At 35.7% G+C, this 26,946-nt stretch carries 20 protein-coding genes and 1 tRNA gene; 14 read left to right on the top strand and 7 right to left on the bottom strand.

Features of this window, described 5'->3' with window-relative positions:
* The first annotated feature begins 559 nt into the window (after positions 1–559).
* Positions 560–1,240: a response regulator transcription factor gene (locus A9G48_RS02355; protein WP_034947655.1), complete on the top strand. Its 681-nt coding sequence runs from the start codon at positions 560–562 to the stop codon at positions 1,238–1,240.
* Between the two features lie 18 nt (positions 1,241–1,258).
* On the top strand, positions 1,259–2,560 hold the full coding sequence (locus A9G48_RS02350; protein ID WP_034947306.1) for an ATP-binding protein: 1,302 nt from the start codon (positions 1,259–1,261) through the stop codon (positions 2,558–2,560).
* A gap of 26 nt (positions 2,561–2,586) precedes the next feature.
* Here the strand turns inward: A9G48_RS02350 and A9G48_RS02345 are convergent, their stop codons facing one another.
* Positions 2,587–3,318, bottom strand: a complete 732-nt coding sequence (locus tag A9G48_RS02345; RefSeq protein ID WP_162174527.1) for a M15 family metallopeptidase — start codon at positions 3,316–3,318, stop codon at positions 2,587–2,589.
* Positions 3,319–3,496: 178 nt separating this feature from the next.
* Here A9G48_RS02345 and A9G48_RS02340 point away from each other — a divergent pair, with 178 nt between their 5' ends.
* From A9G48_RS02340 to A9G48_RS02330, 3 genes are read left to right on the top strand one after another with little or no spacing between them, the layout of a single operon-like run.
* Complete coding sequence (locus A9G48_RS02340; protein ID WP_141672943.1) at positions 3,497–4,645, top strand: bifunctional tRNA (adenosine(37)-C2)-methyltransferase TrmG/ribosomal RNA large subunit methyltransferase RlmN; 1,149 nt, start codon at positions 3,497–3,499, stop codon at positions 4,643–4,645.
* A 35-nt stretch (positions 4,646–4,680) separates the two neighbouring features.
* Entirely contained in the window at positions 4,681–5,298 is a 618-nt protein-coding gene (locus tag A9G48_RS02335; RefSeq protein ID WP_051825355.1) for a tetratricopeptide repeat protein, read from the top strand.
* 49 nt (positions 5,299–5,347) lie between these two features.
* On the top strand, positions 5,348–5,923 hold the full coding sequence (locus A9G48_RS02330) for a manganese efflux pump MntP (RefSeq protein ID WP_034947312.1): 576 nt from the start codon (positions 5,348–5,350) through the stop codon (positions 5,921–5,923).
* Positions 5,924–6,575: 652 nt separating this feature from the next.
* On the opposite strand, the gene groL is transcribed toward A9G48_RS02330, so the two are convergent.
* The 3 genes from groL to A9G48_RS02315 all read right to left on the bottom strand — a co-directional run bounded on the left by groL (position 6,576) and on the right by A9G48_RS02315 (position 9,146).
* Entirely contained in the window at positions 6,576–8,222 is a 1,647-nt protein-coding gene (gene groL / locus A9G48_RS02325; protein ID WP_034947316.1) for a chaperonin GroEL, read from the bottom strand.
* Between the two features lie 47 nt (positions 8,223–8,269).
* Positions 8,270–8,563, bottom strand: coding sequence for a co-chaperone GroES (locus tag A9G48_RS02320; RefSeq protein ID WP_034915350.1), 294 nt, complete (start codon positions 8,561–8,563; stop codon positions 8,270–8,272).
* 145 nt (positions 8,564–8,708) lie between these two features.
* The gene (locus A9G48_RS02315) at positions 8,709–9,146 is read right to left on the bottom strand and encodes an FxsA family protein (RefSeq protein WP_034947319.1); all 438 of its coding nucleotides are present in this window, start codon (positions 9,144–9,146) and stop codon (positions 8,709–8,711) included.
* A 157-nt stretch (positions 9,147–9,303) separates the two neighbouring features.
* Here A9G48_RS02315 and A9G48_RS02310 point away from each other — a divergent pair.
* Positions 9,304–9,379 (top strand) — tRNA-Phe (locus A9G48_RS02310).
* A 533-nt stretch (positions 9,380–9,912) separates the two neighbouring features.
* Here A9G48_RS02310 and grpE read toward each other — a convergent pair.
* On the bottom strand, positions 9,913–10,497 hold the full coding sequence (grpE, locus tag A9G48_RS02305; RefSeq protein ID WP_065575742.1) for a nucleotide exchange factor GrpE: 585 nt from the start codon (positions 10,495–10,497) through the stop codon (positions 9,913–9,915).
* Positions 10,498–10,655: 158 nt separating this feature from the next.
* Between grpE and nadK the strand changes: the two genes are divergently transcribed.
* A complete protein-coding gene (gene nadK, locus A9G48_RS02300) occupies positions 10,656–11,534 on the top strand; it encodes an NAD(+) kinase (RefSeq protein ID WP_034947324.1) in 879 nt (292 codons plus the stop codon).
* A gap of 55 nt (positions 11,535–11,589) precedes the next feature.
* Here the strand turns inward: nadK and A9G48_RS02295 are convergent, their stop codons facing one another.
* Both A9G48_RS02295 and argF read right to left on the bottom strand, forming a co-directional pair.
* Positions 11,590–12,087 carry a phosphatidylglycerophosphatase A family protein gene (locus A9G48_RS02295; RefSeq protein WP_065575741.1) on the bottom strand — a complete coding sequence of 166 codons (498 nt, stop codon included), beginning with the start codon at positions 12,085–12,087 and terminating at the stop codon, positions 11,590–11,592.
* A 99-nt stretch (positions 12,088–12,186) separates the two neighbouring features.
* Positions 12,187–13,197, bottom strand: coding sequence for an ornithine carbamoyltransferase (gene argF, locus A9G48_RS02290; RefSeq protein ID WP_065575740.1), 1,011 nt, complete (start codon positions 13,195–13,197; stop codon positions 12,187–12,189).
* Positions 13,198–13,467: 270 nt separating this feature from the next.
* Between argF and carA the strand changes: the two genes are divergently transcribed.
* The 7 genes from carA to A9G48_RS02255 all read left to right on the top strand — a co-directional run bounded on the left by carA (position 13,468) and on the right by A9G48_RS02255 (position 26,700).
* On the top strand, positions 13,468–14,628 hold the full coding sequence (gene carA, locus A9G48_RS02285; protein WP_065575739.1) for a glutamine-hydrolyzing carbamoyl-phosphate synthase small subunit: 1,161 nt from the start codon (positions 13,468–13,470) through the stop codon (positions 14,626–14,628).
* Positions 14,629–14,630: 2 nt separating this feature from the next.
* On the top strand, positions 14,631–17,846 hold the full coding sequence (gene carB / locus A9G48_RS02280; protein WP_065575738.1) for a carbamoyl-phosphate synthase large subunit: 3,216 nt from the start codon (positions 14,631–14,633) through the stop codon (positions 17,844–17,846).
* Positions 17,847–18,244: 398 nt separating this feature from the next.
* Positions 18,245–20,824, top strand: a complete 2,580-nt coding sequence (locus A9G48_RS02275) for a type I restriction-modification system subunit M (RefSeq protein ID WP_065575737.1) — start codon at positions 18,245–18,247, stop codon at positions 20,822–20,824.
* Entirely contained in the window at positions 20,821–22,035 is a 1,215-nt protein-coding gene (locus A9G48_RS02270; RefSeq protein ID WP_065575736.1) for a restriction endonuclease subunit S, read from the top strand. Before A9G48_RS02275 ends, A9G48_RS02270 begins: the two co-directional genes overlap by 4 nt.
* Positions 22,036–22,048: 13 nt before the next feature.
* Positions 22,049–25,129 (top strand): type I restriction endonuclease subunit R, EcoR124 family, encoded by a 3,081-nt coding sequence (locus tag A9G48_RS02265; protein WP_065575735.1) that lies wholly within the window; start codon positions 22,049–22,051, stop codon positions 25,127–25,129.
* Between the two features lie 155 nt (positions 25,130–25,284).
* Positions 25,285–26,292 carry a hypothetical protein gene (locus A9G48_RS02260; RefSeq protein WP_065575734.1) on the top strand — a complete coding sequence of 336 codons (1,008 nt, stop codon included), beginning with the start codon at positions 25,285–25,287 and terminating at the stop codon, positions 26,290–26,292.
* A gap of 180 nt (positions 26,293–26,472) precedes the next feature.
* Entirely contained in the window at positions 26,473–26,700 is a 228-nt protein-coding gene (locus A9G48_RS02255; protein ID WP_051825357.1) for a hypothetical protein, read from the top strand.
* Positions 26,701–26,946 lie beyond the last annotated feature (246 nt).

Raw genomic sequence — 26,946 nt, 5'->3', positions numbered from 1 at the left:
ATTATTCGATTTTTACTTATAATACTCGGCAATGTTGAACCCATTCTATTTTTTATAACATTATACGCCTTGTAAGCATCAATTTTTTGATATCATTTATTAAGATAGTACTATAGCGGTAGCTAATGATAAAGAGATTAGTTTTGTACAATCAAAAATGGGAGAGCTTCACCTTTCACTAATTTAATTAGCTACTATCATACTATTTGTTATTCTATTTTTTAGTAGTAATGTTAAAAGATGAAAAAATTAACAATTTATTTAATTATATTTTATTATAAATTAAGTAAGTTTTAAATGATGTGATTTTACAATGGCTATATAATGATTTTATCGTTTATAGCTAATAGGCTTATTTATAAAAACGTTATTTAATTGAATTTTATATTAAATTTAGATTAAACCTGCGGTTTGCAGCAAACTCCTTTACATTATTAAATAGTAAATAAAATAACCAGTAACAGCTCAAAATATGTAATATTTTAGTAAAGTTACCTGACTTTTTTTTTATTATTGTAATAATATAAATACTTAAAATTAAATAATAATGGCGATTATGATAAATATTTTATTAATTGATGATGATATTGAACTATCACAGATGCTTAGTGAATATTTGACCAACGAAGGTTTTAATATCAAAAGTGTTTATTTGGGTAAAGACGGTATTGATGCAGCGTTATCGGGTAAATATCGTGCAGCAATTTTAGATGTAATGTTACCTGATATTAATGGTATTGATGTTCTTAAGAGTATCCGTCAGAACTGTAATATGCCAGTTATTATGTTAACGGCTAAAGGTGATAATATTGATCGCGTTTTAGGATTAGAATTAGGAGCTGATGATTATATTCCGAAGCCATGTTATCCTCGTGAATTATTAGCCAGATTACGTGCGGTTCTACGTCGCTTTGATGAGCGCTCAGTGGAAACAGTTGATGATAAAAAATATCATTTTAATGGTTTAACACTAGATCTTCCTCAACGGTTATGTACTTGGAATGGGCAAGTTATTGATTTAACTTCTACCGAGTTTAATTTGCTAGTATTACTTGTAAAACACAGCGAGCGAGTAGTTACTAAAGAAGAACTGTCTGAAATCGGATTAGGTAGAGCTAGGGAACTCTATGATCGTAGTGTTGATGTGCATATCAGTAATATTCGCCAAAAATTACACCAAGTTGCACAAAATATCGTGACCATAGAAACTATTAGAGCAGTTGGTTATCGTATCCGTTAATGCAATAGTAGAGTTGATATGAATCGTCGATTATTTTGGAAAATACTCGTTATCTTTTGGACTATTTTCTATCTTACTTTCCAATTGACTTGGATTGCGTTTTCTTATTATATCGAAAATAAAAATCAACGATTTCTCAATCATATGCCAACAAAAGTTGATATGATTGCTCAGTTATTACATGTAGCTGGGGAAGATGAAACACTTAATTTTGTAGCACATTTGCCTGAACGCGAACGAATGTTACTTTCAATAAAGTTGATCTCTCCTCAGAATGACCAAGTTAATATCATCACAGATGAATTAGAACCACCAACGTATATTTACCAACGTACGGCAATTGCCCCCGATGGTACAATTTACGCTGTTTCGTTTAAAGAAGATAAAGATAAAGACGATCATGTTAAAAAAGCGCTATTTAATATGCCGATGCCAATTGTGTTAATGGGGGTCTGTGTAGGGCTTGTTTTCAGTCTCTTTTTAGCATGGAACTTGACCAGACCTATGCGACTATTAAGGCAAGGTTTTTTCCGAGTATCCCAAGGCGATCTTACTGTCAGATTATTTAATAAATTGAAACCTCGTCGCGATGAGCTTAGTGAGCTAGGCAAGGATTTTGACATGATGGTTGAACAACTTAACATCTTAATATCAGATCGCCAGGCACTCCTTCATGATGTATCTCATGAACTTAGAACACCACTAGCTCGGTTACAATTAGCGATTGGTCTTGCGCAGCAAAATAAGCAAAATATTGATACAGCTTTAGAAAGAATAGAGTTAGAGTCACAACGATTAGATCAATTAATTGGCGAAATTTTAAATTATTCTCGCGCTGAAATGAATAATCGAACTGACGAGTATTTTGATTTAAAAGACCTAATCCGTGTTGTAATTAATGATGCCAATTATGAAGCTAATCATCAATCAATTCATGTTCACTCTGTATTGTCACCAGTCGCCCATTCTATTGTTAAGGGGAATTCAGAGCAAATTCGTCGAGCAATTGAAAACATTATCCGGAATGCTATCCGCTTTTCTAGACCTGGGCAAACTGTAGAAGTATCGTTAAAAGAAGTAGGCAAGTATTTACAAATTGAAGTTAAAGATCGCGGTCCAGGTGTTGAACAGAGTAAGCTATCAAGCATTTTCGAACCTTTTGTGAGAATTCAATCACCACAATTAGGAAAAGGTTATGGTTTGGGGCTTGCGATTGCTAGAAAGACGGTTATCATGCATAACGGTACCATTCAAGCCACTAATCGTGATGACGGCGGGCTAATCGTAACAATATGCTTACCTTATTGGCGTAAGCTTTAGCTTTATAAAAAACAGTTAATAAAATATTAGTAGCAGTCATTATTGACAGTTAACACGTACTCTTTAACTAGTTTTTCTAGCTCAATTTTATCATGACCTATAAAATCTAAAACTTGTGTAATTGTGTTTGGATAGTGTTCTAATATTGCCTTATATTCTGCAATATACTGGCTAGCAATAGGTTTATATGACCAATGCCATTCTTCTGGCTGATACCCACCTTTTCGGCCTTCATTGAAGGCTTGGCAAAAACCATACTTGGGCATGTTTTCTTGAAGCCATTTATATAGAATAATGCCTTTTGGATCATATTGAAAATATTCCGATGAAACACTGGTAATATCAATATCAGTTCCCCAATGATGACGAGAAGTTCCCGGCATTGATGAGTATTGTAAAATTTCTTTAGCAATTTTTTGTGGGTCACTTAACTTTGGTAATAATGCATTCCATTTACGCTGCCAAATCGAATTTTGATACATGTAATTACGTGTTGCACTAACTACAATAAAAGGAATGTTTGGGTAGGATTTTCGAAAGTCATGATAGGCTTTAATTAACTGCTGTGTAGCTTCTTTTTGGAGATACATCCCCTTTTTATTTACCTCTAACACTGTTGAATCCAGTGAGATAAAATTATCATCCTTTTTTTCGTCAAATTGCCCAAGCAATTTAGTTAATGGAATTGTTTGTGCCATAGCTGTAGTTGAGCATAAAAGTAAGGTTAGCATTTGGGTTAATTTGAATTTTTTTTTCAATTTTGCTGATCGTTTTTTCATTCTAAATATTAGTTATATTCTATTAGCCAGATTTTGTGAAAAACAGTATAATCCTTTCCCTAAAAATTGAAATAGCCATAATGTGTAAAAACGAGGCCACATGTTAATATCATCTACATCAAATATATCTACTAATTGCTCAAACTTAACAAACACAATGAATCCTAATACAACCAATCTCAATATAAATAAACTAACAAACGAAAAAATAAATTTATTGAATTATACTCGCCAGCAATTACGTGAATTTTTTATTTCATTAGGCGAAAAACCATTTAGAGCAGATCAAGTAATGAAATGGATCTACCATTTTGGTATTGATAACTTCGATCAAATGACAGATATTAATAAAAAGTTACGTGAACAATTAAAAACACTAGCTGAGATCAAAGCCCCTAAAATTGCTATAGAGCAGCGCTCATCTGATGGCACTATCAAATGGGCACTTGATGTAGGTAATAACCAGATGATTGAGTCTGTTTATATCCCCGAGCGCGATCGGGCTACACTATGTGTTTCCTCGCAAGTAGGGTGTGCACTTGAATGCAAATTTTGTTCAACTGCTCAGCAAGGTTTTAATCGTAACTTAACCGTTTCTGAAATTATTGGGCAAGTATGGCGTGCCTCAAATGCGATCGGAGTTACAGGTAAATTGGTTGATAGACCTATCACTAACGTAGTAATGATGGGCATGGGCGAGCCATTACTTAATTTATCAAATGTCGTTCCTGCAATAGAAATCATGTTAGATGATTTTGGTTATGGTCTTTCCAAAAGGCGCGTTACGCTCTCGACCTCAGGCGTAGTGCCAGCATTAGATAAACTCGCCGGTATGATTGACGTGGCACTAGCCATTTCGCTTCATGCTCCTAATGATGTTATTCGTAGCGAAATCATGCCGATTAATCAAAAATATAATATGTCCATGCTACGCGATTCGATTCTGCGATACCTTTCAACATCCAATGCTAACCATGGTAAAGTCACTATCGAATATGTACTTCTTAATCAAATAAATGACAGTGTTGAGCATGCTCATGAGCTTGCAGTATTCTTAAAAAATGTACCAAGTAAAATTAATTTAATTCCTTGGAACCCATTCCCTGGTGCACCTTATTCAAGATGTTCAAATACACGAATTGATCGCTTTATGAAAACATTAATGGGGTGTGGATTTACTGTGATAGTCCGTAAAACACGTGGTGATGATATCGATGCTGCATGTGGTCAATTGGCGGGAGAAGTAGTTGATCGCACTAAAAGAACACTATACAAAAGGCAAAGCCTTGCTCAGCAAACAGAATAAACAAATACACATAAAAACTTAGAAAGGGAAAATTAATGAAAAAGTTTGTAATATTATTAGCTTATTTTGCTATATTAACTTTATTTGGATGTCAAATGAAAAATAATGAAGAATTTGACCCAGAAGTAGCAGCATTAGCAAGAATGAGATTAGGACTAGGTTATTTGGCTAAAGCGGATGAATCAGAAGAAAATATTAAAGCCGCACATTATAATTTTAAATTAGCAGCACAATATTCCCCTAATAATCCTCAGGTAATGTTAGCCATGGCAATGTTTGATCAGCACGTTGGCGAATTCCAAGAAGCTGAACAGATTTATAAACGCATTACCTTAATGGAACCAGGCAATGCTTTATATCACGTTCATTATGGTTCTTTCTTATGTGGTAGGGATCGTTATCAAGAAGCAAAACAGCAATTTGAACAAAGCATTGCGCTTGATCACCATCACTGGAAAGCCGACACTTATGAACAATATGGCTATTGTGCAATACAAAATGATGATCAAGAAACAGCTAATTTAATGTTCAGGCAACTTTTTCAATATGATGCTAGTCGTCGAGACAACGTCATAAAAACAGCTAAGCTTTATCAAAGTAAAGGTGATAAGAAGATAGCTAATTATTTATTTTCAATAACAAAAAGTAAATAATTATTAAAGAGTAATAAATTTTTTATAATTATAAGCAAGAGTATATGTCATGAGTTTTTTGGCTATTTTGTTATTAGCACTGGCAATGTCCACCGATGCCTTTGCTGTGGCTTTGTGCCGAGGGGTTTCACTTAAATCAATGCCATTTATAAGTGCGCTAAAAATCGGACTTTTATTTGGTTTTGTTGAAGCTATTACTCCTTTACTTGGCTGGTTAGTTGGCTACATTGCCCTTCAATATATTGAACAATGGGATCATTGGGTTGTATTTGCTGTCATGCTATTTTTAGGAATTAATATGATATATAACAGCCAGAAACAGTCGGATGGAAATTGCCAAGAAGATGAATTAACATCATCAAAAAAATCTTTTCTAACGCTAATTTTTACAGCAATTTCAACCAGTATAGATGCATTTGCCGTTGGTGTTGGCTTAGCATTAGCAAGTGTTAATATCTTTTTTTCTGCATCAATGATTGGACTAGCCACCTGTACAATGGTTACTATTGGGTTATTATTGGGTAATAAAATTGGCTGTTTAATTGGTAAACGGGCTGAGCTTTTTGGTGGATTAGTGCTTATCTCTATTGGGTTAATCACACTTTATCAACATATGACAATTTAGTATTTTAAATAAAAAAATATTTTTATATAGCTAAGTTTCGAATGTTTTATAAATCGGTATATTCTATCTAAAGCAAATTACGACTTAAACCCGCTATTCTCCTCAAAAATGATTGAAGAAAACTATCTTAGCTTCCTTTAATTGTTACAAAACTATAGGCTTCTATACTATGAAGTATTTATATCCTGCTAAGTGGATCTCATTTTTCAGTTGCAACTTCGGTAATTCTTTTTTGTCACTCTACTTTTTCTCTTCTTTAACATTGGATAATGCACTTCATATTTTACCTTTTTCTCCTAGGTATAAAAAGTATCGGTAATTTCAATAAGCGATTTAATTTTTTCAAACCTGTTAAAGTCATTACCAAAGTCTCTATAAGCTTTTTGTAGACAGTAAACACCAGTATCAATCATTTAAACACGTGATTTTGCATCTTTTCCAAAATAAACTATAGCAATTCTTTGAAATGATTAACTGACTAAATTTAATTCCGTAATTTTTTACTTAGGGCTTAATTTTTACAATAAAAATCATTTTTAATATAAGAAAATATCAGTATATAAGATAATATTTAGATCATAAAAAACATCCACGCTATGCGTGGATGGTATATTTGGTATGTATATAAAGTAGAGTGGTTTTTTGCGAAAAATTACATCATTCCGCCCATACCACCCATGCCACCCATACCACCAGCAGCACCTAAGTCAGCCTTATCATCTTTAGGTAAATCAGTTACCATACATTCAGTTGTAATCATAAGACCAGCAACAGATGCAGCATATTGTAATGCACTACGTGTTACTTTAGTTGGATCTAAAATACCCATAGCAATCATATCGCCATATTCTTCAGTTGCGGCATTGTAACCATAGTTACCTTTACCACCTTTAACGGCATTAACAACAACAGATGCTTCTTCACCACAGTTAGTAACGATTTGACGTAATGGAGCTTCCATCGCACGAAGTGCAACTTTGATACCAACGTTTTGATCTTCGTTTGCACCCTTAAGTTCTGAAATAGTAGTTGCTGCACGAACAAGAGCAACACCGCCACCAGCTACAACGCCTTCTTCAACTGCCGCACGAGTTGCATGTAATGCATCTTCAACACGAGCTTTCTTCTCTTTCATTTCAACTTCGGTAGCGGCACCAACTTTAATTACTGCAACACCACCAGCAAGTTTTGCAACGCGTTCTTGAAGTTTTTCTTTATCGTAGTCTGAAGTTGATTCTTCAATTTGTTTACGAATTTGTTCAACACGCGCAGAAATTAAAGATTCTTCACCAACACCATCAATAATAGTTGTATTGTCTTTGTTGATTACAACACGTTTTGCTTGACCTAAATCTTCAAGAGTAGTTTTTTCGAGTTCTAAACCGATTTCTTCAGAAATGACAGTACCTGCAGTTAAGATTGCAATATCTTGTAACATTGCTTTACGACGATCACCAAAACCAGGAGCTTTAACAGCTGCAACTTTAACAATACCACGCATAGTATTTACGACTAATGTTGCAAGTGCTTCGCCTTCAACGTCTTCTGCAATAATCAACAAAGACTTACCAGCTTTAGCTACAGCTTCAAGCACTGGTAATAATTCGCGAATATTAGAAACTTTTTTATCAGCTAATAAAATATATGGGCTATCTAATTCAACAGTTGCAGTTTCAGGTTTATTAATAAAGTATGGCGATAAGTAACCGCGATCAAACTGCATACCTTCAACAACATCAAGCTCATCTTGTAAACCAGTACCATCTTCAACGGTAATAACACCTTCTTTACCTACTTTTTCCATTGCCTGAGCAATTAAAGTACCAACAGTTTCATCAGAGTTAGCTGAAATTGTACCTACTTGAGCAATGGCTTTAGAATCCGCACATGGCGCAGATAATTTTTTAAGCTCTTCAACAGCTGCAACAACAGCTTTATCAATACCACGTTTTAAATCCATTGGATTCATGCCAGCGGCGACAGCTTTTAAACCTTCATTAACAATTGCTTGAGCAAGCACGGTTGCAGTAGTTGTACCATCACCTGCTGCATCATTCGCTTTAGAAGCCACTTCTTTAACCATTTGTGCGCCCATATTTTCGAATTTATCTTCTAATTCGATTTCACGAGCAACAGAAACACCGTCTTTAGTAATTGTTGGTGCACCAAATGATTTATCTAATACAACATTACGTCCTTTTGGACCTAAAGTCACTTTAACTGCATCAGCTAATACATTAACGCCTTTAAGCATTTTAATGCGAGCGTCATTACCAAATTTTACATCTTTAGCTGCCATTTTCGTATTTCTCCTAAATTCTGTATATAAATTAAATTAGTTGTCAGTTATGCCTGTACAATAGCTAAAATATCGCTTTCAGACAAAATAAGTACTTCTTCGTTATCGATTTTTTCTGTTTTAACGCCGTACCCTTCATTGAAAATTACGATATCCCCCACTTTTACATCTAACGGCTGTACTTGACCATTTTCTAAAATGCGACCATTACCAACAGCTAAAACTTCACCACGAGTTGATTTACCTGCTGCTGAACCAGTTAAAACAATACCGCCAGCTGATTTTGATTCTACTTCTTTGCGTTTAATGATCACACGATCATGCAATGGACGAATTTTCATTAGTTATCTCCTAGCACTAATTTTTAATTAAGATAATTTTTAACAAAAATCATAAAATTATAGTTTTATGATATAGTGAATTGTAGATGGGGATCATTTTATATTCTTCAAGAGAGGAATTATAAAAAATTTGCCAATCGATTATTTATTCATCATCCTTTCGAACAAAATTGCCCTCGATAATATCATCAGGTCGGTTTATCGTTGTTGAAGAGGTAACTTTTGACTTCATAGGCATTTTTCTAACAATAAATTTCACTAAATATTCTTGAACATGGGGGATTAACAAAATCGCGCCTAAAATATCAGTCAAAAAACCAGGAATCAGCAAAAAGAAACCAGCAAAAAATAAAGCAATGCTTTTAATCACTTCATTTTTTAAACTTTGTTGGCTAACAATTTTTTGCTGCATAATACTAAAATTTTTTAAACCTTGTGTTTTAACTAATGAAAAACCAATAATCGAAGTGGCAAGAATGCAGATCAATGCAAGAAAAACACCAATTGAATTGGCAATGATTACAAAAAACTTAATTTCACAATAAACATAAATAAAAAAAACAGTAAAACCAATAAATCGCATATAACAATTCCCATAATATATTGTGATATTGTTAGATTATAGCTAACAATATAAAGGCTATAAGTTATTTTTCAACCAAACAACCTATTTTTTAAAAAAATCTCACAAAAAGAATTGACGAATAACCTAAGATAGTGTTTAATGTGCATCCATTGTTGCCCGGATAGCTCAGTCGGTAGAGCAGGGGATTGAAAATCCCCGTGTCCGTGGTTCGATTCCGCGTCCGGGCACCAATTTTCAAAAGAAAAAACCAGCATAAATTGTTTTGATATCAAGAACCTCTATCAAATAGTTTTTCATCTTTTTTAGTAATCAGCTATAACAATTTAAATCTACTTCTGGAAAAATATAAGTATATTGAGTGTAATGGCGCATGTATTTCTAAAATTGTCCGAAGAATTTTGTTAATAAGCATTATATTTATTTACATATAGCATTTTTCTCATCCAGATTATTTTTTCTTAACACTTCAAGTTTGCATAAAGCAAATCATAGTAGTGAGCATATACCTAATATTTTGCGGAGAATTAGGTAATATCTTTTATAATAATCTAAAAAGAACAGCGAAAAAAACCTTAGTTGGAATGCCCTACACTGCACTAGATGATTATACTCAGTATTAAGATAGAAAATATTTCAGAATAAAAACGGTAAAGTAAAAAGGATACTATGCCAAAAACATATAATTCTAATTAATAAAAGAACAATAATCATATTGCTCTTTTTTATTAATTATACTCAAATTTTTTATAGCAAAGAACAGACCCTACTTCGCAACAATTACCATTGCTGGGCGAATTAATCGACCATTTAAGGTATAGCCTTTTTGGATGGTATTTACTATTTGACCTGATTGATGTTCTGGTGATTCAATCATACTAATTGCTTGGTGCACATCAGGATTTAGTTGTGAATCTTCAGTATTAATCACTTCAATACCAAATTTTTTGACAGTATCTAGGAATGATTTTAATGTCAGTTCTAACCCTTCAACAGTAGCTTTATGCTCAGGATTGGTTTTATCTGTAGATTCTAAAGCTCGTTCTAAATTATCAATAACGGGTAATAATTCATTAGAGAATTTTTCTAGTGCAAATTTACGCGCTTTATCAACATCTTGTTCAACACGTTTACGAACATTATCAATTTCAGCTCGCGCACGAATCATGGCTTCGCTTTCATTTTTTTTAGCTAACTGTAATGCTTGTTCTAGCTCTACAATACGTGCATCTTTTGCGTTTAATTGCTCTTCTAGACTTGGTTGCACTGGAGCTTCTTGCTCTGTTGTTTCTTCAGCTGGTGTGTCAATGTTAGTTTCATTTTCTGACATATTTTTATCTTGCTCTGTCATAAGGTACTCCAAATAATGTAGTCGAAAACTTAGTGAATTACGGTTATTATGGGGACAATTTTTATGATTACAAGCTTATCAGTAAATTGATATGTAATTTTTTGACCTGTGACGAAAAAATACATATCGTTTATATAAAACAATAACAAGGATATTTTATGAATACACCTTTTAAATGCATTGGTCTGATTGGACTTCCTCGTAAATTAGAGGCAATAGAAACTCATCAAGTGCTTTATGATTGGCTTGTTAGTCTTGGTATTCATGTGCTAGTTGAAGATCGCTTAGCGGATCATATTCAATTTCCAGTTAGCCATTACGCTTCGTTAGAAGCAATTGGTGAACAAGCTGACCTAGCCATTGTTGTGGGTGGTGATGGAAATATGCTACGTTCAGCTAGGTACTTGTCACACTATAAAATCAAAGTGATTGGTGTTAATCGAGGTAATCTCGGTTTCTTAACGGATATCTCGCATGAACAAGTAATTGAACAATTAAGTCCTGTTATTGCCGGTGAATATGAGGAGGATCCTCGTTTCTTATTAGAAGTTTCCATTTATGATAATGGTAATTTGATTAATTCGAGTTTCGCCGTAAACGAAATTGTCGTCACTCCTAACACTGTAGCGCATATGATTGACTATGATGTTTACATTAATGAACGTAATGCGTTTTCACAGCGAGCTGATGGGTTAATTATTGCAACGCCAACAGGCTCTACCGCTTACTCGTTATCGGCTGGAGGTCCTATTTTAGCGCCTCATTTAGATGCATTAATTATTACGCCAATGTTTCCGCATTCGTTAGCAGTTAGACCTTTGGTTATCAAAGGCAATAACCCAATTCATCTTAAATTTCCAACTACTGCGCTTGATTTAAATATTGCCTGTGATAGCCAAATTATTTTACCGGTCAAACCAACGCAAGATGTGATTATTCGCCGATCTTTATATGAATTTAATTTAATTCATACCAAAGATTATGATTATTTTAATAATCTTTCGACTAAGTTAGGATGGTCGCAAAAGATGTTTTAATCTATTTTTGTAAAAAACTTTCAGGAAAGTATGCGTTTTAGTATAAGATTACATCTTAAATAACCAATGTCATGATATAAACGGTGAATGATGAAAAGATAGCTGCAATCACATCATCCACCATAATACCAAAACCGCCAGGTATACGTTTATCAAACCAACGAATTGGCCACGGTTTTGCCATGTCAAAAATCCTAAATGCTACAAAGGCTATCGCAATCCACATAACAGAAAGTTGTGGAATAAAAAATAGGGTGATCCACATGCCAACAAATTCATCCCATACTATATGCCCTGAATCGTGCGTATGGGTATCATCCGATGTTTTTTGACAAATAAAACAACCAAAAATAAAAGTCACTAAAATAAAGACCCAATATAAAGTGGGTTGTAAACCATAAAATAATAGCCAAAGTGGAATCGCCATTAACGATCCCATTGTTCCCGGCATAATTGGAGATAAACCACTACCTAGTCCTACAGCTAAAAAATGAATGGGATTGGTTAACTTGAGGAATTTTTTAAAATCTTTATTTCGTTCTTGTTTTGTCATAATCTAATATTCTTTTAAATAAAATTTGCCGACATTAAGCCGGCAAAAAGAAAGTGCCTAATTTTTTAGCTAAGCATTTAAGTATCGATTATGGCAATATTATTCATCTTTGGCTAATGTTGCAACCATTACCGCTTTAATGGTATGTAGCCTGTTTTCGGCTTCATCAAAAACAATACTATGTTCAGATTCAAACACATCATTAGTCACTTCAAGTCCATTGGTTAAACCATATTGAGCTGCCATCTGTTTACCGACGGTAGTGTTCATATCATGAAAAGCGGGTAAACAGTGCATGAATTTGACATTTGGATTATTGGTAAGTTTAATAACATTTTCATTCACTTGATAAGGTGTTAATAATTTAACACGCTCATCCCAAACTTCCTTAGGCTCGCCCATTGATACCCATACATCAGTATATAAAAAGTCGACGTCTTTAACTCCTTTGGCAACATCTTCGGTTAAGATAATTTTTGCACCCGTATTTTTTGCTATATCTTGGCACTTTTGTACGAGTTCGGCTTCGGGATGACAGGCCTTTGGTGCAACTAAACGAATTTCCATTCCCATTAAAGCCGCACCTTCCATTAACGAATTTCCCATGTTATTACGGGCATCGCCTAAATAGGCAAATTTAATGCTACTTAATGGGCGATTGTCTATATGCTCTTTCATTGTCATAAAATCGGCTAAAATTTGGGTTGGATGTGCTTCGGTCGTTAGGCCATTCCATACTGGTACACCAGCATATTGGGCTAATGTTTCAACGATCTCTTGGCCATAACCACGATACTCAATACCGTCATACATTCGACCCAGCACGCGTGCGGTATCCGCAATTGATTCTTTATGACCGATTTGACTACCACTTGGTCCTAAATAAGTGACATTTGCACCTTGATCAAATGCACTAACCTCAAAAGCACAACGCGTACGGGTGGAGTCTTTCTCAAAAATTAATGCAATATTTTTACCAATCAAATGTTGTTGTTCTTGCCCTTGTTGTTTGGCTTGTTTTAATTCGATAGCAAGATTAATTAATTGATTGATTTCGGTAGAGGTAAAATCAAGTAATCGTAAAAAATGACGCTGATAAAAACCGTGCATGATATAGCTCCTAATAACCGTAATGATTCAAATGATTCTATTTGAATAATTATGCAAATTCAAGTTAAACATCATAATAAGTCTAACATTTTACCTTTATGCTGACGTAAGTCTCAAAAATTAGACTTAATTATTAAAATAATTTTTATAATATTGCTTTTTTTGTACAAAAAACTGTAATAAAATGACCAAATATTGTATCTTTGTAGCTAAGTAAAATTGAATTTTTATTCAAAATTCATGATAATTCATTCAAAGGATCTTTTAGTCATGCAAACTTATGCCCTCCTTATGTTACAAGATGGTTCGCAATTTATCGGGAAATCAATTGGTGCTGATGGTCAAACAGTTGGGGAAGTGGTATTTAACACCTCAATGACAGGTTACCAAGAAATTCTTACCGATCCGTCTTACTGTGAGCAATTGGTTACATTAACCTACCCGCACATTGGTAATGTAGGAACGAATGATACCGATGCCGAATCGAACCAAGTTTATGCAAAAGGTTTGATTATTCGTGATTTGCCATTATTAGCTAGCAACTATCGAAGTGAACTCTGTCTTTCTAGCTATTTAAAAAAACATAATGTTATTGCCATTTCGGATATTGATACGCGGCGCTTAACCCGTATTTTGCGTGAAAAAGGTGCACAGCATGGCGTCATCATAACAGCAACGGACAAAACGGCCTTACTTGAAAAAGCCGAAATAGCTAAACAGCAGGCAATCGATTTTAAAGGATTAAGTGGGCTTGATTTAGCTAAAGAAGTGACTTGTTTGACAAGTTATATTTGGTCACAGGGCATGTGGACAAGGCAACAGCAACAGCCTGCTCCAAAACCAGAAAGCCAATTACCATATCATGTTGTTGCTTACGACTTTGGTGTAAAACGTAATATTTTGCGAATGTTAGTTGAGCGTGGTTGTAAATTAACCGTTGTACCAGCAAAAACGACAGCAAAACAAGTCCTTGCTTTAAAGCCCGATGGGATCTTTTTATCTAATGGCCCAGGAGATCCTGCACCTTGCAGTTATGCGATTGATGCCATTAAGCAGTTTTTAAACACAGATATTCCTATTTTTGGCATTTGTTTAGGTCATCAACTTCTTGCGCTTGCTTGTGGTGCTAAAACTATCAAAATGAAGTTTGGTCATCATGGTGGTAATCATCCTGTTAAAGATCTAGAAAATAATAAGGTAATGATCACTGCACAAAATCACGGCTTCGCTGTAGATGAAGCAAGCTTACCAGCTCATTTACGAGCGACGCATAAATCACTGTTCGATGGTTCATTACAAGGCATTCATCACAATCAAAAACCAGCTTTTAGTTTTCAAGGTCATCCCGAAGCCAGTCCTGGGCCTCATGATGCAGCATCACTTTTTGACCACTTTATTGAGTTAATTAAAATTTATAAGCAGGAGCAATAATCATGGCTAAGCGAACAGATATAAAAAGTATACTAATTATTGGTGCTGGCCCAATTGTTATTGGTCAAGCATGTGAATTTGATTATTCTGGTGCTCAAGCCTGTAAAGCGCTGCGTGAAGAAGGTTATCGTGTTATTTTAGTTAACTCTAATCCAGCCACTATCATGACAGATCCTGAAATGGCTGATGCCACTTATATTGAACCCATTCATTGGACAAGCGTTCGTAAGATTATTGAACAAGAAAGGCCAGACGCCATTTTACCAACCATGGGCGGTCAAACAGCATTAAACTGTGCATTAGAGCTTGAAAAACAAGGTGTATTGAAAGAATTTAATGTTGAAATGATAGGTGCAACAGCCGATGCTATCGATAAAGCCGAAGATCGAAAACGCTTTGATGAGGCGATGAAAAAAATTGGTCTTGATACCGCTCGCTCAGGGATTGCTCATTCGCTTAAAGAAGCTTACGCCGTTCTTGATCAAGTTGGTTTTCCTTGCATTATTCGTCCATCATTTACCATGGGGGGCACCGGTGGCGGTATTGCTTATAATACCGAAGAGTTTGACGAAATTTGTACTCGAGGACTTGATCTTTCGCCAACCAATGAACTACTTATTGATGAATCATTAATTGGTTGGAAAGAATATGAAATGGAAGTAGTTCGAGACAAAAATGATAACTGCATTATTGTTTGTTCAATTGAAAACTTTGATCCAATGGGTATTCATACAGGTGATTCAATTACGGTGGCTCCGGCACAAACTTTGACGGATAAAGAATACCAAATCATGCGTAACGCTTCGATCGCGGTACTGCGTGAAATTGGTGTTGAAACTGGTGGCTCCAATGTACAATTTTCGGTTGATCCAAAGACAGGGCGATTAATTGTTATTGAGATGAATCCACGGGTGTCACGATCATCTGCCTTAGCTTCGAAAGCAACGGGCTTTCCTATCGCGAAAATCGCCGCCAAACTGGCTGTCGGTTATACGCTTGATGAATTATCTAATGATATAACAGGCGGAAAAACCCCTGCTTCATTTGAACCGTCAATTGATTATGTTGTTACCAAAATTCCACGCTTTAATTTTGAAAAATTTGCTGGTTGTAATGATCGTTTAACCACACAAATGAAATCAGTTGGTGAAGTGATGGCCATTGGGCGTACCTTCCAAGAATCAATACAAAAAGCGTTGCGAGGGCTTGAAGTTGGCGCTTCAGGATTTGATCCTAAAATTGATAATTATGCTGATGAAAAAAATATCACCAAAATTCGTTATGAGCTCCAAGAAGCGGGCGCTGATCGGATTTGGTATATTGCTGATGCTTTTAGGGCAGGATTCAACTTAGAAGATATCTTTTTACTAACCAATATTGATCGTTGGTTTTTAGTACAAATTGAAGAGTTGGTTAACCTTGAAAATAAGCTAAAAAAACAATCACTTACACAGCTTGATCAAGAAACATTGTGGCAATTAAAACGTAAAGGTTTTTCAGATTTACGCATTGCCAAACTACTTAATACCACAGAACAAGCTGTTCGCGATTTACGCCATCAATACCAAATTCACCCTGTTTATAAACGTGTTGATACCTGTGCGGCTGAATTTGCAACAGATACCGCTTATCTTTATTCAACCTATGAGCAAGAGTGTGAAGCTAATCCTCAATTTAGCCGTAAAAAAATTATGATCCTTGGTGGTGGTCCTAATCGGATTGGACAAGGTATTGAGTTTGATTATTGCTGTGTACATGCGGCATTGGCACTGCGTGAGGATGGTTATGAGACCATTATGGTTAACTGTAATCCCGAAACGGTTTCAACCGATTACGATACTTCTGACCGCCTCTATTTTGAGCCAGTTACGCTTGAAGATGTGCTTGAAATTGCACATGTTGAAAAACCAGATGGTGTTATTGTGCAATACGGTGGGCAAACACCGCTAAAACTTGCTCGTGCGCTTGAAGCTGCAGGGCTACCAATTATTGGTACCTCACCTGATGCTATAGATAAAGCCGAAGATCGTAAACGCTTTCAAGAAGTCGTCGATAAACTGAAATTAAAACAACCTGTCAACGCCACAGTGACCGATATTAACGAGGCTGTCATTGAAGCAGAAAAAATAGGTTATCCATTAGTGGTTAGACCTTCTTATGTATTAGGAGGTCGAGCAATGGAAATTGTCTATAATGAACAAGATTTAAGGCGTTATTTTAAAACAGCGGTAAGCGAATCAAATAATGCACCAGTCTTACTTGATCACTTTTTAGATGATGCAATTGAAGTTGATATTGATGTAATTGCTGATGGTGAGCAAATCCTGATTGGTGGCATTATGGAACATATTGAACAAGCAGGCATTCACTCTGGTGATTCTGCTTGCTCACTGCCAACCCACACCTTAACTGCAGATATTTTAGACAAATTACGACAACAAGCCAAACAATTAGCACTTGAACTCAATGTAAAAGGTTTAATGAATGGGCAATTTGCGGTGAAAGATAATCAAATTTATTTGATCGAAATCAATCCTCGTGCAGCTCGTACTGTACCTTTTGTCTCAAAAGCAACAGGTTTACCATTGGCGAAAATAGCGGCTCGTGTGATGACGGGGCAATCACTTGCTAAGCAAAATGTGACTAAAGAGGTGATTCCTCCTTATTATTCGGTAAAAGAAGTGGTATTACCGTTTAATAAATTCAGTGGTGTCGACCCAATATTAGGTCCTGAAATGCGCTCAACTGGTGAAGTAATGGGAATTGGTAAAACCTTTGCTGAAGCCTTTGCTAAAGCCCAGCTAGGTAGTTTATCCAATATGAAAAAATCAGGGAAAGCATTATTATCGGTTCGCGATCAGGATAAAACAAGGCTGTTAGAGGTAGCTAAACGGTTAATTACTCATGGGTTTAGTATTGATGCAACTATTGGCACGGCAAAGGTATTACAACAAGCAAATATACCATGCCAAGTCGTAAAAAAAGAAAACGAAGGGCGACCAAATATCCATGACCATATAAAAAATGGCGAATATAGCTATATTCTTAATACCACCTCTGGACGAGCAGCTATTGAAGCCTCAAAAGTATTACGTCGAAGTGCCATTCAATATAAGGTACATTACGATACCACGATGAATGCTGCTTATGCTACAACTGCAGCGCTAGATTGCGATCCGGCACAAACTGTAACGCCATTACAGCAACTTTATTGCTAATCAAAAAGGTAAAGACGAGCGATGCTCGTCTTTTACTGTCTATACTTAAATTAACTTGAAGCTGGTTCTGTTTCATAAAACAAGCTAAAGTATCGGTTCAATATTGATTTATCTACAGCTAACTGATTGATAAAATTCCTAATATGAAGATGAATATTGGTTTTATCGCATAACATTCAATTTAACCACATAGCATTAAACAACAAAACTTGTCACCTTTGGCATATAATATTTAGTTCTATTTTATTTTATAGAAATAGAGTTTTCGCTTATTTAGCTAGGATTTGAAACTGATTACCGCTAAAATACGACGCCATTCTGTTGGCTATGGGATAAATCAAAAATAAATCTATGATACTTTCATGCCAAGATAAATTAGTTAATGAGGTTGATACGTTGTGATTACATCTGAAGAGATTAAAAGTCGATTATGGGATGGCGCCAATGAGCTACGTGGTTCGATGGATGCCAGCCGTTATAAAGACTATATGTTAGGTTTAATGTTTTATAAATTTTTAAGTGATAAAACATTATCTGCATTTAAAATCATGTCAACCCGAGATGAGATCACCGAGTCCGAGCTTATCGCCAATTATTATAATGGTATGGCTGAACGTGGTCCTCAATTAGAAAGCATGTTACAAAGTACACTGGGTTATTATGTTTTACCTCAGCATCTTTATCAAACTTGGATCGCAGATATTAATAAAGGTAATTTTGAAGTACAAAAAGTGATCGACAGCTTAAATCACTTTGAACGTTCAATTGCCAATAGTAAAGATGCCGATGACTTTAAAAATCTATTTTCTAATTCAACCTTAGATTTAACCGATACCGCCCTGGGTAGTAATTTACATGAACGCAGTAAAAATATTAAAGCCTTAATTTTATTATTTGCCGATCTTGATATGGTCGCTTTGCAAAAAGGCGATGTATTAGGCGATGCTTATGAATACCTGATTGGGCAATTTGCGATGGAATCGGGTAAAAAAGCGGGGGAATTCTATACGCCTCGCCAAGTAAGTGAAGTGATGGCACAAATCGCCGCCAAAACACCAAATATCCGTTCGATTTATGACCCAACGGTTGGATCCGGCTCATTACTGCTGACAGTTAAAAAACATTTAACGAAACAAGCACAACAAAGCTTGACCTATTACGGTCAGGAAAAAAATACAGCCACCTATAATCTAGTGCGGATGAATTTATTACTGCATGAAGTTAAACCCAATAAAATGACTATCAGAAATGGCGATACTTTAGCCCATGATTGGCCTGAAGATCCTGAGCGTCCTAGCGAGGGCGTCCAATTTGATGCGGTGGTAATGAATCCCCCATATTCAGTCAAAAACTGGAATCGTGCAGGGCTAAAAGTGAGCGATCCCCGTTTTGAAATAGCAGGCGTATTGCCGCCAGATTCAAAAGGTGACTTTGCCTTTTTATTACATGGACTATTCCATTTAGGACAAAGCGGTACCATGGCAATTGTATTACCCCATGGAATCTTATTCCGTGGTGCGGCCGAAGGCGAAATTCGTAAACGGCTATTAGAAAAGAATTACATTGATACCGTAATTGGCTTGCCAAGCAACCTGTTTACCAACACTGGCATCCCCGTTGTGGTTTTAGTGTTGAAGAAGAATCGACAGCTCACCGATCCGGTATTAATCATCGATGCATCAAATAGCTTTATAAAAGTCGGTAAGCAAAACGTCTTGCAAGAAAAAGACATCGCAAAAATTGTTGATACTTATGTATCACGTCAAGAGCAAGCTGGTTATAGCCATTTAGCCACTCGCCAAGAGATTATCGCCAATGAATACAACCTCAATATCCCCCGTTATATTGATGCCATTGATGATGATATTGCTCACGACGTTGAAGGTCATTTATTAGGTGGCATACCACAGCACAATATTGAGCAACTTGCTGTTATCCGAGCCACCACCCCCGATCTATTACAGTTGGCATTAGAGCCTGTTCGTCCGCAATATTTCATTTTAAAAGAAGAGATTAGTCAATTAAGCGCTAAAATCTTAAATGATGCGCGTGTTCTACAGCAATCTGCACAATTAGCGAAGCAAACGCAAGCTTATATTGACCGCTATTGGTCACAAATCATTGCAATTAATGATCCTGAACAGATTCACCCACTGATGGAAGCGATGTTAAACGATATAAAAAGCCTACTAGCAAGCTTTAATCATCTTGATATCTATGACGGCTATCAGATTATTGCCGAAATTTGGCAAAATGCCTTATTGCATGACAGCGAAATTATTGCCGCCACTAATTTTTATACTGCCGCACGCAACCGTATACCGAATATGGTCAGCAAAGGCAGCGGTGCGAAAAAACGGTCTGAGCAAGACGGCTTTATCAGCAGTCTAATCCCAAGCGAATTAATTGCTCGTGAATTATATGCCGATGAGCTAACCAATATAGACAACAATAAACAGCAAATCCAAACCCTAGAAAGTGAACTTACGGATCTGGTCGAAGCAGCCAAAGTGGAAGATAGCCCTGAGTATGATGCGCTGTATGAATCGTTGAAAAAGAACGATGACGACGAACCGCTTGATACGTTTGATAATAAAAAACTCAAACAAGAGCTAAAAGAAACACCAAAAGATACTGAAGCGTATTTAATACTTAAAAAAGTCGATAAATTAATCAGCCAAAAATCGACATTAAGCAAACAAGTTAAAGCGGACGAACGAGAATTAAAAGAAGCAGTACAAGAACGGATTTTAAACTTAACGGATCAAGAAATTGACAGGCTAATGTACAAAAAATGGTTTGGCAATACCATTGCGTTACTGAGCGAATTAATCGAGAAACCGATTAAAGCCGAATTAAAAACCCTGCAAATGTTAAACGAACGTTATCAAGATACCTTAACTTCGATTGATAAAGAGATCGAACAACTCGAAGCCGAGTTACAAGCAATGATGCAAGATCTGGTGGTAACGCAATGAGTGAAAGTAAAAAATTAATTCCTAAGCGGCGGTTTAAGGAGTTTGAAAAATCTAAGGAATTTTGTCAAATTGAGTGGCAAAAATTAGTAGAACGCTTGACAGTTATGAGTAGTGCTCATTGTTTACCAAGAGTTGAATTTGAAGATATTATTTCAGAACAAGGTGAACTTAATAAAGATGTATTTAAAAAAATTAATGATAAAAAGGGAATTGAATTTAAAAAAGGGGATATTCTTTTTGGAAAACTTCGTCCTTATCTAAAAAACTGGTTATATGCAGGTTTTGATGGTATTGCTGTCGGTGACTTTTGGGTCTTTCGCCCAACTTTTTCTAATGGTGAATTTATATATGCATTGATTCAAACAAATCAATACCAAATAGTCGCAAATCAATCTACTGGCACAAAAATGCCTAGATCTGATTGGAATATTGTTTCTAATACTAAATTTATAGTAACAACAAATAAAATTGAACAAACCCAAATAGGCGAATTCTTTAAAAAGCTTGATAACCTTATTAATACTCAACAAAAAAAATTAGAAAAAGCCAAAACCCTAAAATCTGCCTATCTGACGGAAATGTTTCCGAATGAGGGGGAATTAAAACCACGTTATAGATTCTTAGGCTTTAAAAAAGATTGGTCTATAACTCAATTTAAAAATTTAGCTAATATAAGAAGAGGTTTAACTTATACCCCTTCAAATTTAGCTTTAGATGGAGTAAGAATTTTACGTTCCTCAAATATTGATAGCGATAGATTTATTTTAAGAAATGATGATATTTTTATTGATCAGAGTTATGTAAGTATTTCTTTAGTAAAAGAAAATGATATTTTAATCACATCGGCAAATGGATCTAGTCGATTGGTAGGAAAGCATGCATTAATAAAAATTACTAATAATGAAAAAGCTGTTCATGGTGGTTTTATGTTATTAGCTACGTCAAATCAACCATTTTTTACTAATGCTATAATGAGTTCAAACTGGTATAGGAAATTTCTTAATACTTATGTGGCTGGTGGTAACGGTGCAATTGGAAATTTAAATAAAACTGAATTAGCTAATCAAGATATAAGCATACCAACAACCTTGGAACAAACCCAAATCGGTAATTTCTTTAAATTACTCGATGATAAAATCGCCCTAGAGCAAAAAAAACTAGATAAATTAAAAAACATCAAACAAGCCTATTTAAACGAAATGTTTGTATAAAAGGAGTTAAGCAATGAGTCAGGTTGTAAAAGATGCCGCAGAAAAAATTTTTCAAGAAAATTTTGTCAGGGAATTAGAAAAATATAAATGGCTGGCGCCTGATTTTTTAGATGGCAATCAACGTAAAGTAACGGTTAATGATTTAATCACCCATTGGCGGAGTGAACTTAATCGGCTTAATGCCGATCAGCTTGAGGGCGTTGAATTAACCGATAACGAATTTAGCCAAGTAATGGCAAAGGTTAACCAACTACAAAATAGTTACCAAGCGGCAAAATTGCTCGCCATGGAAGAGTCAAAAGGCAAAATCGATGGCATTTATCGCGATGATAATCCGCTTATCACCCGTAAACAAATTACCTTAACTATCTTTAAAAAAGCTGAAGTGCGTGGCGGTGACTCAAGTTATCGCATTGCCCGCGAAGTGCAAACGCCTAACGGTAATCGTTTTGATTTGGTGCTATTAATTAATGGGTTACCGTTAATTAATATCGAACAAAAACGTACCGATAAAAACCTTGACGAAGCATTTGAACAGTTTAAGCGTTACTATCGAGATGGCGAATATAGCAACAACTTTATGGCTTTTTCGCAAATGATGGTAATAAGTAGTGAAATCGAAACTCGTTACTTTGCCACGCCTAAATCAATTAATGACTTTAACCCTAGCTTTGTGTTTCATTGGGCAAATAAATTCAATAAACCGATCAATCATTGGCAACAAGTCATTGAACACTTTTTAATGATCCCCATGGCGCATCAAATGGTGGGCGACTACTTAGTCATTGATGAAGCCAAAGAGGAAGAAAACCGCCGACATATGCTAATGCGCCCTTATCAGGTCTTTGCTTTGCAAGCGGTAGAAGGAGCGGCATTTGGTTGGGATAACCCCGATAAAAAACCGCATGGCGGATTTGTTTGGCATACCACTGGTTCCGGTAAAACCATTACCAGCTTTAAAACAGCCCTATTTTTATCGACCAGAGCGGGTTTTGATAAAGTGGTCTTTTTGGTGGATCGACGGGAACTTGATAGTCGCACCAGTGACAACTTTAAAGCCTATGCTGCCTTTGAGCCTGTCACAGTTGATGACACGCATAGCACTGTGCAACTTAGAAAACACCTTAGCACGCGCCAAAATGGTATTGTGGTAACCACTATTTTTAAACTGCATAATTTGGTTAAAGCCCTTGAAGAGGGTAAAGATAATCACTTAGCCAATAAAAAAATTGTCTTTATTGTTGACGAAGCACACCGTTCCACCATGAAAAATATGATGGGCGATATAAAAAACCATTTTAAAATAAATGGGTTATTTTTTGGGTTTACTGGTACGCCACTGTTTGACGAAAACAAAATTAAAGGCAAAATAAACGAAAACAGCGAAGTGATTAATACTACCGAAAAGTTATTTGGTCCTAAATTACATCAATATACCATTGATGAAGCCATTGCTGATGGTAATGTGCTTGGATTTCATGTTGATTACATCAATACTGGCGAATTTAGCAGTTATGAAGATTTACGCGATAAACTTATTGAGCGTATTAAAATCGAAAAACCAGAACAATCCGATCGCGAAATCGCCCGATTAGTACATAGCTGGAGCGAAACCGAAGTTGAAAAGCAAGCTATTGATAAAGGGCTATTAATTTATCATGATCAAACTCATATACCACAAGTGGTTACAGAGATTTTAAATAACTGGCAAGCACAATCCCAACAGCAACAATTTAATGCTATTTTAACCGTCGCTTATAAAGAGCGGGTGATTGCCTATTATCAGGAATTTAAAAAACAACTGGCAAGCCAAGAGCAAAAAATCAATATTGCCATGACCTTTAGCTTTGGTAACGAAAATGATCCGGATAATGTCGATCCCGAGATTATCAGCGCCATGTTTAACGATTATGCTGAGTTTACTAGCATTAAGTTTATAGCAGGTGATAAAAAACATGGCGAACAAGCCTATTTTGAGGATGTGGTCGAGCGTGCTACCCGTGGCGGTAGTGGTCGTAATGGTAAAAACATTGATTTAGTGATTGTCGCTGATCAGCTATTAACTGGTTATGATTCTAAACGACTCAATACTCTTTATGTTGACCGCACCTTAAAGCTACAAAATTTAATTCAGGCTTATTCACGCACCAATCGCGTGTTTGGTTCTAGCAAAGAGTTTGGCACAATTGTAAATTTCCAAACCCCACGCCTGACCGAACAAATGGTTAACCAAGCGCTTGAGCTATACGGTAGTGGTGGTAGCAGTAGCAAAGCGATTGTTGAAACCTATGCCACTGCTGTGCGCATTTTAGCCAACGATTTGGAGCAATTAGTTTTAACCTTAGCCGATCCAACCCAATGGCAATTAATTCAACATGATGATAAAAAACTCACTGAATTTAGCAAAGCTTTTAAAGTTGCCAATGATCAGCTTAATATTGTCCAACAATATTATGAATATCAATGGGATAATGCTACTTTTGGTATGACCGAGCACCGTTGGTTGCAATATGTTGGTGCATTTAAAAACTTAACCGCTAAAGAAACTACCACTAAAACGCCAACCATTGTGCCCACTTTAATTGGTAAAACCAAATTAGCAGGCACACAGGTGATTGATGCTGCGCATATCCTTAGCTTAATTGGATCTAAAGTGTCGCATGTTGATGGTGTACAAACCATTAACGACGAAACTAGGCGCATTATCTACGAACAAATTCAAGAATTAAGCCAAATGGGCGAAGATCAGCAAGCAAAAATATTGAAAGAATTTGTCGATACCGAATTATTAACCGGTCGCCTATCCAGCCAAGTCCATTTTGATCAAGCGTTTACCGATTGGAAAAACGCTAGAATCAAACATGCCGTTAACCAGTTTGCTAACGAATGGGGTATTGATAGCAAGCTATTATTACAAGCAATAACGGAGTTTGAACTATCAAAATCGGATATTGTGCCTTATTTTGCTGAAATTATTCAAACGATTGACTTAAGCAAAGCAAATAAAGATATTGATAATTTATTTATGCTCAATCTCGCCTTACATGATGAACTTCCACGTTGGATGACCGAGATTAAACAACAATTTAACTGATTACTTTTAAATAGACCCAAACCATTAAAATAAGGTTAATTAAAAACGGATAATTATTTATGGCTTACTATACCAACATCTTTTCACCCGAAACGTATCAAGCTTTTATGAATTCAGATAAAACAGTATCTGGTTTTCGGGTTTGACAAAAATTATTGGCAGAAAAAGTAAAAGCTGGGGATATTTTTATTTGTTATCTCACCCGACTATCTCGCTGGTGCGGGCTGCTTGAAGTGGTTGATGGTCCTTATGAAGATAGCACGCCCCTTTTTTTAGCATCGGATGATCCGTTTATTATACGTTTTCATGTTCGGGCTAAAGTGTGGTTACCATTAACCCAAGCCATTCCTATTCATTCTGACCAAATTTGGCAACATCTTTCTTTTACCCAAAACATGGATAAAAATAGTAGTCGTTGGACTGGATTGCTGCGTAATAGTTTAAATAAAATCAACGAAAAAGATGGCAAGTTATTAATGCGCTGCCTATTACAGCAACATGACATCGCCACTGATTATCCCCTTAATGAACAAGATCAAAAGAAATTAAAAACCCATACTGTCAATCGAACCGATAAAGTGGTTGAGGTTTCAGTCCCGAGTGATAATGAACTGGTCGATGATGAAGCCCCAAACCAAACCCCAGAAGTACGCGAATCAATCAAAATGCAAGCATTACTTGCCCAAATTGGTGCCTGTATGGGGATGAAGATTTGGCTACCGAAAGCCGATCGCAGCCGAGTATTAAAAGAGTGGAAAAAAGGCACCGAAGCATTATTAGAAAAATTACCACTTAATTATGACGAAACCACTTTAAGTACCATTGAACAAATTGATGTGATTTGGTTAAAAGGGCGCGCTATCATGCGTGCGTTTGAAGTCGAACATACCACTTCGGTTTACTCTGGTATTTTACGCATGGCGGATTTACTCGCCTTGCAACCCAATATGAATATAAATCTCCATATTGTCGCCCCAGATAGCCGGCAGGAAAAGGTATTTCAAGAGATCCGCCGACCAGTATTTTCGTTACTAGAAAGTGGGCCATTATCGGAGCGTTGTAGCTATATCCCCTACAGCAATTTAAAAGACCTTAGCAAAGTCAAACATTTAGACCGTATGACTGATGCGGTATTAGAGGATTATACGGAGCATGAAGAATAAAATTCATTTTTAACTGCTTTTACTTTTTTATCATTATTAGGCAAATCAATCTACTCAATAATATTTTAAATGGTTATTGTTTATTTGCTTTTACCCTATAATTTAAAAAAATTTATTAAAATTACATAGTGGACTATAATAATTGATACTAGATAGCCTATGGAGTATCTCTTTTGTTTAATGACAATGAAATACCAATCAAAAACGCTAGTTCCTATCAAAATTATTGCAACTGGCGTGGCATTACTACCTAATAAACTTGAGGCTACAGAATTAGATAAAAAACTGAATAAACCGGTAGGTTATTCGCTTAAGCGCCCAGGTATCCTCTATTGTTATCATGCTAATCATCAATTACAGCAAGCTGATTTGGCCGTCAGAGCGATTGATGATGCCCTAATTGCCTGAACGGTATGGAAAACTTATCTTCTTAAAAAAATAACTTCAAAAAGTTGGTTTGTTTTTTAATTGTATTTACTTTATTATCCCCTTTATAAAATCTCTTCTATTGAATTTATAAATATTTCATTATTCTTAATTTCATTAGGAAGTTTCTCAATAAACATATCAAATTTTTCTTTTCCTAAAAACTTTTCAATATTAAATAAAAATAAAGGCAAATTAGATGATTCTAAAACATTATTAAGTTTTACT

It is taken from the genome of Gilliamella sp. wkB18 (assembly GCF_001690875.1).
Lineage (GTDB): Bacteria > Pseudomonadota > Gammaproteobacteria > Enterobacterales > Orbaceae > Gilliamella > Gilliamella apicola_A.
The sequence above is the reverse complement of the archived record's forward strand: the minus strand, read 5'-3'. Positions and strand labels throughout refer to the sequence as shown.

Bases quoted from the DNA above. Each gene is read 5' to 3' on its own strand.
- A9G48_RS02340 (WP_141672943.1), top strand. From the start codon at position 3,497: ATGAATCCTAATACAACCAATCTCAATATAAATAAACTAACAAACGAA.
- A9G48_RS02255 (WP_051825357.1), top strand. From the start codon at position 26,473: ATGACAATGAAATACCAATCAAAAACGCTAGTTCCTATCAAAATTATT.
- A9G48_RS02315 (WP_034947319.1), bottom strand. From the start codon at position 9,146: ATGCGATTTATTGGTTTTACTGTTTTTTTTATTTATGTTTATTGTGAA.
- groL (WP_034947316.1), bottom strand. From the start codon at position 8,222: ATGGCAGCTAAAGATGTAAAATTTGGTAATGACGCTCGCATTAAAATG.
- nadK (WP_034947324.1), top strand. From the start codon at position 10,656: ATGAATACACCTTTTAAATGCATTGGTCTGATTGGACTTCCTCGTAAA.
- A9G48_RS02265 (WP_065575735.1), top strand. From the start codon at position 22,049: ATGAGTCAGGTTGTAAAAGATGCCGCAGAAAAAATTTTTCAAGAAAAT.
- carB (WP_065575738.1), top strand. From the start codon at position 14,631: ATGGCTAAGCGAACAGATATAAAAAGTATACTAATTATTGGTGCTGGC.
- carA (WP_065575739.1), top strand. From the start codon at position 13,468: ATGCAAACTTATGCCCTCCTTATGTTACAAGATGGTTCGCAATTTATC.
- A9G48_RS02320 (WP_034915350.1), bottom strand. From the start codon at position 8,563: ATGAAAATTCGTCCATTGCATGATCGTGTGATCATTAAACGCAAAGAA.
- A9G48_RS02295 (WP_065575741.1), bottom strand. From the start codon at position 12,087: ATGACAAAACAAGAACGAAATAAAGATTTTAAAAAATTCCTCAAGTTA.
- A9G48_RS02270 (WP_065575736.1), top strand. From the start codon at position 20,821: ATGAGTGAAAGTAAAAAATTAATTCCTAAGCGGCGGTTTAAGGAGTTT.
- argF (WP_065575740.1), bottom strand. From the start codon at position 13,197: ATGCACGGTTTTTATCAGCGTCATTTTTTACGATTACTTGATTTTACC.
- A9G48_RS02335 (WP_051825355.1), top strand. From the start codon at position 4,681: ATGAAAAAGTTTGTAATATTATTAGCTTATTTTGCTATATTAACTTTA.
- A9G48_RS02330 (WP_034947312.1), top strand. From the start codon at position 5,348: ATGAGTTTTTTGGCTATTTTGTTATTAGCACTGGCAATGTCCACCGAT.
- A9G48_RS02350 (WP_034947306.1), top strand. From the start codon at position 1,259: ATGAATCGTCGATTATTTTGGAAAATACTCGTTATCTTTTGGACTATT.
- grpE (WP_065575742.1), bottom strand. From the start codon at position 10,497: ATGACAGAGCAAGATAAAAATATGTCAGAAAATGAAACTAACATTGAC.